Here is a 258-nt window from a genome sequence, read left to right as displayed (position 1 = left end):
ATATGTCACAGGTCAAAGAGAGAATATCAATAAACTTGAAAATGAGCGTCAGGAACTTACTCAGCGAATTAAAGAAGATAAAGCAAAATATAAAGAATTAATTGCTAACTCACAAGATGATGAGGCTGACGCACTCTATACTACATTTGATAGTAATGAGAAGAAATTGAAAGCATTAGAGAAACGCTTATCGACTAAAAAAGAAGTGTTTGACGAGGCTAGACGTAAAAAGGCGATTGAACTTATTAAACATCAAGC

General features: G+C 33.7%; 1 pseudogene. It reads left to right on the top strand.

Annotated features, from left to right (window positions below):
* Positions 1–258, top strand: a pseudogene (locus HMPREF3134_RS12545) (pathogenicity island protein); the annotation flags it as partial.

Origin of the sequence: Staphylococcus sp. HMSC14D10 (assembly GCF_001808125.1) — a bacterium.
GTDB lineage: Bacteria > Bacillota > Bacilli > Staphylococcales > Staphylococcaceae > Staphylococcus > Staphylococcus haemolyticus.
Note: the sequence above shows the minus strand (reverse complement) of the source record. Positions and strands in the feature narration are given on the sequence as shown.